The 7,021-nt window shown below is 64.2% G+C and carries 6 protein-coding genes; all 6 read right to left on the bottom strand.

Going from position 1 to position 7,021, the window contains the following annotated elements; all coding sequences use genetic code 11:
- Positions 1-1,058: TraB/GumN family protein (locus ACTHNR_RS07265; RefSeq protein ID WP_440546895.1), on the bottom strand; the 1,058-nt coding region annotated here is incomplete at its 3' end.
- Positions 1,051-2,070 (bottom strand): peptide ABC transporter ATP-binding protein, encoded by a 1,020-nt coding sequence (locus ACTHNR_RS07260; RefSeq protein WP_440546894.1) that lies wholly within the window; start codon positions 2,068-2,070, stop codon positions 1,051-1,053. The genes ACTHNR_RS07265 and ACTHNR_RS07260, both read right to left, overlap by 8 nt.
- Positions 2,067-3,074 carry an ABC transporter ATP-binding protein gene (locus ACTHNR_RS07255; RefSeq protein ID WP_440546893.1) on the bottom strand — a complete coding sequence of 336 codons (1,008 nt, stop codon included), beginning with the start codon at positions 3,072-3,074 and terminating at the stop codon, positions 2,067-2,069. The genes ACTHNR_RS07260 and ACTHNR_RS07255 overlap by 4 nt, the downstream gene beginning before the upstream one ends.
- 2 nt (positions 3,075-3,076) lie before the next feature.
- On the bottom strand, positions 3,077-3,991 hold the full coding sequence (locus ACTHNR_RS07250) for an ABC transporter permease subunit (protein ID WP_440546892.1): 915 nt from the start codon (positions 3,989-3,991) through the stop codon (positions 3,077-3,079).
- Positions 3,992-4,004: 13 nt separating this feature from the next.
- Positions 4,005-5,015 (bottom strand): ABC transporter permease subunit, encoded by a 1,011-nt coding sequence (locus ACTHNR_RS07245; RefSeq protein WP_440546891.1) that lies wholly within the window; start codon positions 5,013-5,015, stop codon positions 4,005-4,007.
- Positions 5,016-5,140: 125 nt separating this feature from the next.
- A complete protein-coding gene (locus ACTHNR_RS07240; RefSeq protein WP_440546890.1) occupies positions 5,141-6,778 on the bottom strand; it encodes an ABC transporter substrate-binding protein in 1,638 nt (545 codons plus the stop codon).
- Positions 6,779-7,021: the final 243 nt, after the last annotated feature.

The following is a 7,021-nucleotide window of genomic DNA, read 5'->3' as shown; positions in this document are numbered from 1 at the left end:
GCCGTCATCCGCACGACGAACCGGCGGTTGCGGTCATAGATGATTCGGTTATCGAGCGTCCGCGCCACGGCCGGCGTGCGGGCGAGCCGCTCCGATTTGGCGCTCGCCCACGCGGCGATCGCATCGGCGTCGCCCACGCGCCACAGCCGATGCAGCATGGCCACGTCTGCCATGTTTTGCGCCGGCGTCTGCGCAAGATCCTGCCCGAGCATTTCGCGCTGCTGCGCCAGCGTGAGATTCGTGAACGCGCGCATCTGCTCGGCCAGCGTTTCCAACCCGACGATCTTGCCGCGCGAGCGCAAGTAGACGTTCTGCAACTGCGCTTCGGTACCGTATTCGGTTTGCAAACCGGCCGCGATCGAATCGTAGGTTTCGACGAGCAGCGCGGCCAGCCACGGCCGGGTCTTCTTGATTTCATCGAGCGCCGCCGGATTGCCTCGCAGCCGCAATGCAAGCCTGCGCCATAGCGCATCGGGCAACAGTCGCGGCAAGCAGTCGTATGAACACACGCCGTACTTCGATACGTCGTCCTGCGATTGAAGCAGGTCGTCCGGTGAAATCTCGAGCGCGAGCGTCGGCGACGCGGCCAGCGCGGCCAGAATGGGCGGCCGAAACGGCTGACTCTTCGGGTAGTCGTAGGGATCGCCCACATGCAACGTCCCCAGCAGGTAGATCGTCGTCGATCCCCTCGTCGCAACATAGAACGGCATATGGGCGGGCTCGGCGCGCACGGGCCCGCTCGCGCTCGTGCCGCCGAAGTCGGGCGGCGGCCCATGAAAGCCCGGAATAGCCGCCCCCGGCGTGGCCGGCGGGCTTCCGGGCGCCGGGGCGATCGGCGCCCGGGGCGCCGCTTGGGTAACCGGCGCGGCGGCCGGCCCGGCGAAAGCCGGGGCGATCAAGCCGCCCGAGCGCGGATCGATCGCCAGCGTGAAGACGAACGTGAAGACAAACGCGAGGACGAGGGCCCGCACGCGCCGCACGCGCCGCACGAAGGCGGCCGCGGCGGCGCGCCCGTGCGAACGGCGCGCAACATGACGCGCCGCCCGCGCTTCAGGCATCCGCTTCCCCCACCTCCTCGGCGCGGTGGCACGACACGAGCCGGCCATCGACTTCGCGCAGCTTCGGCTCCTCCACGCGGCACCGCTCGATCGCATACGGGCAACGCTGGTGGAACGTGCAGCCCGAGGGCGGATTGAGCGGCGAGGGCATTTCGCCTTGGAGCTTGATCTGCGTGCGCCGGTCCGCCTCGAAGATCGCCGGCGTGGCCGACATCAGCGAGCGCGTGTACGGATGACGCGGGTGCGCGAAGATCGTCTTCTTGTCGCCGAGCTCCGCCACGCCGCCGAAGTACATGACCATCACGTCGTCGGCAATATGCTCGACGACGGCCAGATTGTGCGAAATGAAGACGTAGCTCGTCTTGAACTGCTCTTGCAGGTCCATAAACAGGTTCAGGATCTGCGCTTGGATGGAAACGTCGAGCGCCGAGACGGGCTCGTCCGCCACCACGATGCGCGGATCCAGAATCATCGCACGAGCAATCGCAATGCGCTGCCTTTGTCCGCCCGAAAACATGTGCGGATAGCGTTTCGCATGCTCGGGACGCAATCCGACCGTGCGCATCATCTGCGCCACGCGGCTCACGCGCTCGGTCGCGCTCAGCTCCGTATTGATCAGCAAGGGCTCGGCCAGCGTCTGCTCGACGGTCTTACGCGGGTTCAGCGACGCAAACGGGTTCTGAAACACCATCTGCACGCGGCGGCGCAACTGGTCGATCTTGGTCCGATCGGCGCCCGCGACGTCCTCGCCCTCGATCAGCAAGCGCCCCGACGTGGGCGGCTCGACCATCGTCAGCTGACGGGCGAGCGTCGATTTGCCGCACCCCGATTCCCCCACGACGGCAAGCGTCTTGCCGCGCGAGAGCGAAAAGGACACGCCGTTCAGCGCCTTGACCGTGGCCTGGCCGAACATGCCCCGTCGCACGGGGTAGTGCTTGGTCAGTTGCTCGGCCACGAGCACGCGCTCGTCGTCATGGCGCGGCGCGCGCGAAACTTCCGGTACTGCGTTCATCGTGCGCCTCCCAGGTCGGTCGTGCTCGAGCGCGCCGTCTCGAGGTTCAGCGGTTTGATGCAGCGGGCCCGTGCAAGCACCTCGTGCGAATCGGGCGGATCCAGGCGCGGTCTACCCTTTCGGCAATCGTCGACGACGTACTTGCAGCGCGGCGCGAACAGGCAGCCGGTAGGCCGGTCGTCGCGCCCGGGCACCATGCCGGGCAGCGCGGCGAGCCGCTTCGCGCCGCGGTTGTGCTCGGGAATGGCGGCCAGCAGCGCTTCAGTGTACGGGTGATGCGGCCGCGCGAAAATATCGGGCACGCGATTCGTTTCGATCACCTCGCCGGCATACATGACCGCCACGCGCTGCGCCACTTGCGAAACGACGGCCAAATCGTGCGAGATCAGGACGAGCGCCATCCCGCGCTCCTTCTGCAGCTTCACGAGCAGATCCATGATCTGCGCTTGAATCGTGACGTCGAGCGCCGTGGTGGGCTCGTCGGCGATGAGAAGTTTCGGGTTGCAGGCCACGGCCATCGCGATCATGACGCGCTGGTTCATGCCGCCCGACAGTTGGTGCGGAAACGCCGAAATGCGATTTTTCGCGTCGGGAATGCCCACCTGGTCGAGCAACTCGAGCGCGCGCCGCTCGAGCGCCGCGCCGCGCAGGCCTTCGTGCAGTTTCAGGACTTCCTTGATCTGATACCCGACCGTATAACTCGGGTTCAAGCTCGTCAACGCGTCCTGGAACACCATCGCGATATCCTTGCCGATGATCTTTCGGCGCGCTTTCGCCGAGGCGTTCAACAAGTCCTTGCCGTCGAATGTGATTTCATCGGCCGTCACCAAGCCGGGGGCGTCGATGAGGCCCATCAGCGCCATCATCGTCACGCTCTTGCCCGAGCCCGATTCGCCCACGACGCCCACCACTTCCCCGGGCGCGATGTCGAGGCTCACGCCGTCCACCGCCGGCGCGCCGCCGAACGTGACAGCCAGGTTGCGGATGGTCAATAAAGTGTTCATGGTCAGGCCATCCGTTTGAGTTTCGGGTCGAGCGCGTCACGCAGCCCGTCGCCGAGCAAGTTGATCGCAAGCACCGAAATGAGGATCGCCATGCCCGGCATCGTCACGATCCACCAGGCATTGTCGATGTAGTCGCGCGCCGACGCCAGCATCGCACCCCATTCGGCCGTCGGCGGCTGAACGCCCAGACCGAGAAAGCCCAGCGCGGCCGCATCGAGGATCGCCGACGAAAAACCGAGCGTGGCCTGCACGATCAGCGGCGCCGTGCAGTTGGGCAGCACTTGGGAGAACATGAGCCGCAGGGTGCCGGCGCCGGCCACGCGCGATGCCGTGACGTACTCCTTCTGCAATTCGCCCTGCGCCGACGCCCGCGTCAAGCGCACGTAGCCCGGCAGCGCGACGATCGCGATCGCGAACATCGTATTGGTCAGCCCCGGCCCGATGATCGCGACCACGGCCACCGCGAGCAGCAACGACGGCAGCGCGAGCAGCACATCCATCGCGCGCATGATCGGCGTATCGGCCCATTCGAAGAATGCCGCGCACAGCCCGAGCACGATGCCCGGAATCAATGCGAGCACGACGGAGACACACCCGATCCAGAACGACATGCGCGCGCCGAACATGAGGCGCGCGAGAATGTCGCGACCGGCTTCGTCGGTGCCGAGCACGAACTTCCAATTGCCGCCGTCGAGCCATGCCGGCGGGATTTTGACGTAGTCGCGATACTGCTCGATCGGGCTGTGCGGCGCAACGAGCGGCGCGAGAATCGCGATGAGCGCGACCACGAGTACGATCAGGCCAGCCGCCACCGCCCCGCGATTGCGCGAGAAGTTGCGCCAGAATTCGCGCAGCACGAGTGCGCGGCCGCTCGAAGGCGTCACCTGCCCAGGCGCCGCGTTTTGAATATCTGCCATGATTGCGGGCTCCTTAGCGCGTGTGGCGAATGCGGGGGTTGAGCACGCCGTAGAGCAGATCGACGCACAAGTTCACGACGATGACCAACGTCGCGATCATCAAGATGCCGCCTTGCACGACCGGATAGTCGCGCCGGCTAATCGCATCGATGAGCCACTTGCCGATGCCGGGCCATGAAAAGAGGGTCTCGGTCAGCACCGCACCCGCGAGCAGCGTGCCCACTTGCAGGCCGATCACCGTCACGACCGGAATCAGCGCGTTACGCAGCGCGTGCACCACGATGACGCGCACGGGCGAGAGCCCTTTGGCGCGCGCCGTGCGGATGTAGTCCTCGCGCAGGACTTCGAGCATCGACGAGCGCGTCATGCGCGCGACCACCGCGAGCGGGATCGTGCCAAGCACGATCGCGGGCAGAATCAGATGGCTGACGGCGGATTTGAACGAACCTTCGTCGGGCGCGAGCAGCGCATCGATCAGCATGAAGCCGGTCACGTGGGGAATGTCGTATTCGACGGCGATGCGGCCCGAGACAGGGGTCCATCCGAGCGTCACCGAAAACAGCATGATGAGGATCAATCCCCACCAGAAAATCGGCATCGAGTATCCCGTGAGCGCCGTGCCCATGACACCGTGATCGACGACGGTGCCGCGCTTGAGGGCAGCGAAAACACCCGCGGGCAAACCGATCACGAGCGCGAAGATCATCGCGCAGATCGACAACTCCACGGTGGCCGGAAAGCGGGCGAGAAACTCGCTCATCACGGTCGTGTTCGTGATGATCGAATCGCCGAGATTGCCGTGCAGCGCGCGCCAAACATAGTGGACATATTGCATCGGCAGCGGCTCGTCGAGCCCGAGCCGGTGCAATGCCGCCGCGTGCATGGCCGGATCGACGCCGCGCTCGCCCATCATGACTTCGATGGGATCGCCGGGGATCAGGTGGATGAGCGCGAAGGCCAGAATCGTGATGCCGATGAACGTCGGAATCACCATTCCGACACGGCGTAAAACGAATCGGAACATGGTTCGTCCCTATATTGCTGGAGGAAAAATGCGAACGGCGACGAGAAGCGCGGGGCTTCTGTCGCCGCAAGTCGTGCATCGCGGCCTTCCGGGCATGCCCGAAAGAGCGGACTGCATCGACGTGATTACTTCACGCTGACGCCGTCGAAGCGGGCATAGCCGAGCGGCTCGATGCGCATGTCGACGACGTTCTTCGTCGTCGGCTGATAGATCGTGGAGTGCGCGATCGGCGAATACGGCAGCTGCTGCGCGAAAATCTGCTGGGCCTGCATATAGATCTTCGAACGCGCTTCCTGGCCGTTCGTCGTGCGCCCCTTCTGGATCAGATCGTCGAACGGCTTGTAGCACCACTTCGAGAAGTTATTGCCCTTCACCGCCTCGCAGCCGAGCAGCGTGCCGAGCCAGTTGTCGGGATCGCCGTTGTCGCCGCTCCAGCCGATCAGCATCGAGTCGTCCTCGCCCGCGTGCGCGCGCTTGATGTACTCGCCCCATTCATACGTGACGATCTTCGCCTTCACGCCGATCTTCGCCCAGTCGGCCTGAATCATCTCGGCCATCAAGCGGGCATTGGGGTTGTACGGACGCTGTACCGGCATCGCCCACAGCGTGATTTCTTGCGGCAAGCCGTTCGCAAAGCCGGCCTTCGCGAGCAGCTTCTTCGCGCCCTCGGGGTCGTATGCCTGCGCCTTCAGATCCTTGTCGTAGGACCACTGCGTCGGCGGCATCGGGTTCGTCGCGGCCTGGCCTGCGCCTTGGTAGACCGACTCGATGATGGCCTTCTTGTTGATCGCCATGTCGAGCGCTTGACGCACTTCCACCTTGTCGAGCGGCTTGTGCTCGACGTTGTACGCAAGGTAGCCGAGGTTGAAGCCGGCCTGCGACGGCATCGAGATGTTCGAATCGGCTTTGAGCGGCGCGATGTCCTGCGGCTTCGGATAGCTCATCACCTGGCATTCGTTGCGCTTGAGCTTTTGCACGCGCACGCCGGCATCGGGCGTGATCGCGAAGATCAAATGCTTGATCTTCACCGCGCCCGCCTTCCAATAATCGGGATTGCCCTCGTAGCGGATCGTCGCGTCCTTCGTATAGCTCTTGAAGATGAACGGGCCCGTGCCCACCGGCTTTTGGTTGATGTCCGAGGCCTTGCCGGCCTTGAGCAATTGGTCGCCGTACTCGGCCGAAAGGATCGACGCGTACTCCATCGCCATGTTCTGGATGAACGGCGCGTTCACTTCCTTCAGCGTGAAGCGCACGGTGTACGGATCGACCTTCTCGATCTTGTCGATGAGCTTGTCGAGACCCATGTCGGTGAAGTACGGGAACTGCACCGGATAGGCCTTGCGGAACGGCTGATTCGGATCGAGCATGCGCTCGAACGTGAAGACGACGTCGTCCGCGTTGAATTCGCGCGTGGGCTTGAAGAAGTCCGTCGTCTGGAATTTCACGCCATGGCGAAGGTGGAACGTGTACACCTTGCCGTCGGCGGATACGTCCCACGACTCGGCGAGACCGGGCTCGACCTTCGTGCCTCCGCGCTCGAATTCGACGAGACGGTTATAGACGGTGAACGTATTCGCCGTGAAATCGGTGCCCGTGGTGTACTGCGCGGGATCGAAACCCGCGGGGCTGCCTTCCGAGCAGTAGACGAGCGTTTTGTTGGGAATGTCGGCGGCATGCGAAGCCGTCGCAGCCAGCGATACCGTCACGGCGGCGGCCGCGATCGCGGTGACCCGCACGGCGCGCAACAGTTTGTTTTGCTTCATGTTTCCTCCAGATCTCAAGGCTGGGTGGAGCCAGCGTACGCGGATATTACTGACCTTTGATACCCCGAACAAGCGGTCGGGAAAAGGCAACGACCAGCACTTTCACGCGTTGACTTTGCGATCGTCGCGTGTTTAGTGCCACTAAAATTACGCGATGATAATGCGCCGGCCGACGCTCGTCGATGCGTCAAAAAAGAAGTCATGTGCGGCGCAACGCACGGCACGCCGCGCCGCTGACGGCCG

It is taken from the genome of Trinickia sp. (assembly GCF_051954495.1).
Lineage (GTDB): Bacteria > Pseudomonadota > Gammaproteobacteria > Burkholderiales > Burkholderiaceae > Trinickia.
Note: the sequence above shows the minus strand (reverse complement) of the source record. Positions and strands in the feature narration are given on the sequence as shown.

Excerpts from the sequence above, each read along its gene's own strand:
- ACTHNR_RS07245 (WP_440546891.1), bottom strand. The coding sequence starts at position 5,015 with ATGTTCCGATTCGTTTTACGCCGTGTCGGAATGGTGATTCCGACGTTC.
- ACTHNR_RS07240 (WP_440546890.1), bottom strand. The coding sequence starts at position 6,778 with ATGAAGCAAAACAAACTGTTGCGCGCCGTGCGGGTCACCGCGATCGCG.
- ACTHNR_RS07250 (WP_440546892.1), bottom strand. The coding sequence starts at position 3,991 with ATGGCAGATATTCAAAACGCGGCGCCTGGGCAGGTGACGCCTTCGAGC.
- ACTHNR_RS07260 (WP_440546894.1), bottom strand. The coding sequence starts at position 2,070 with ATGAACGCAGTACCGGAAGTTTCGCGCGCGCCGCGCCATGACGACGAG.
- ACTHNR_RS07255 (WP_440546893.1), bottom strand. The coding sequence starts at position 3,074 with ATGAACACTTTATTGACCATCCGCAACCTGGCTGTCACGTTCGGCGGC.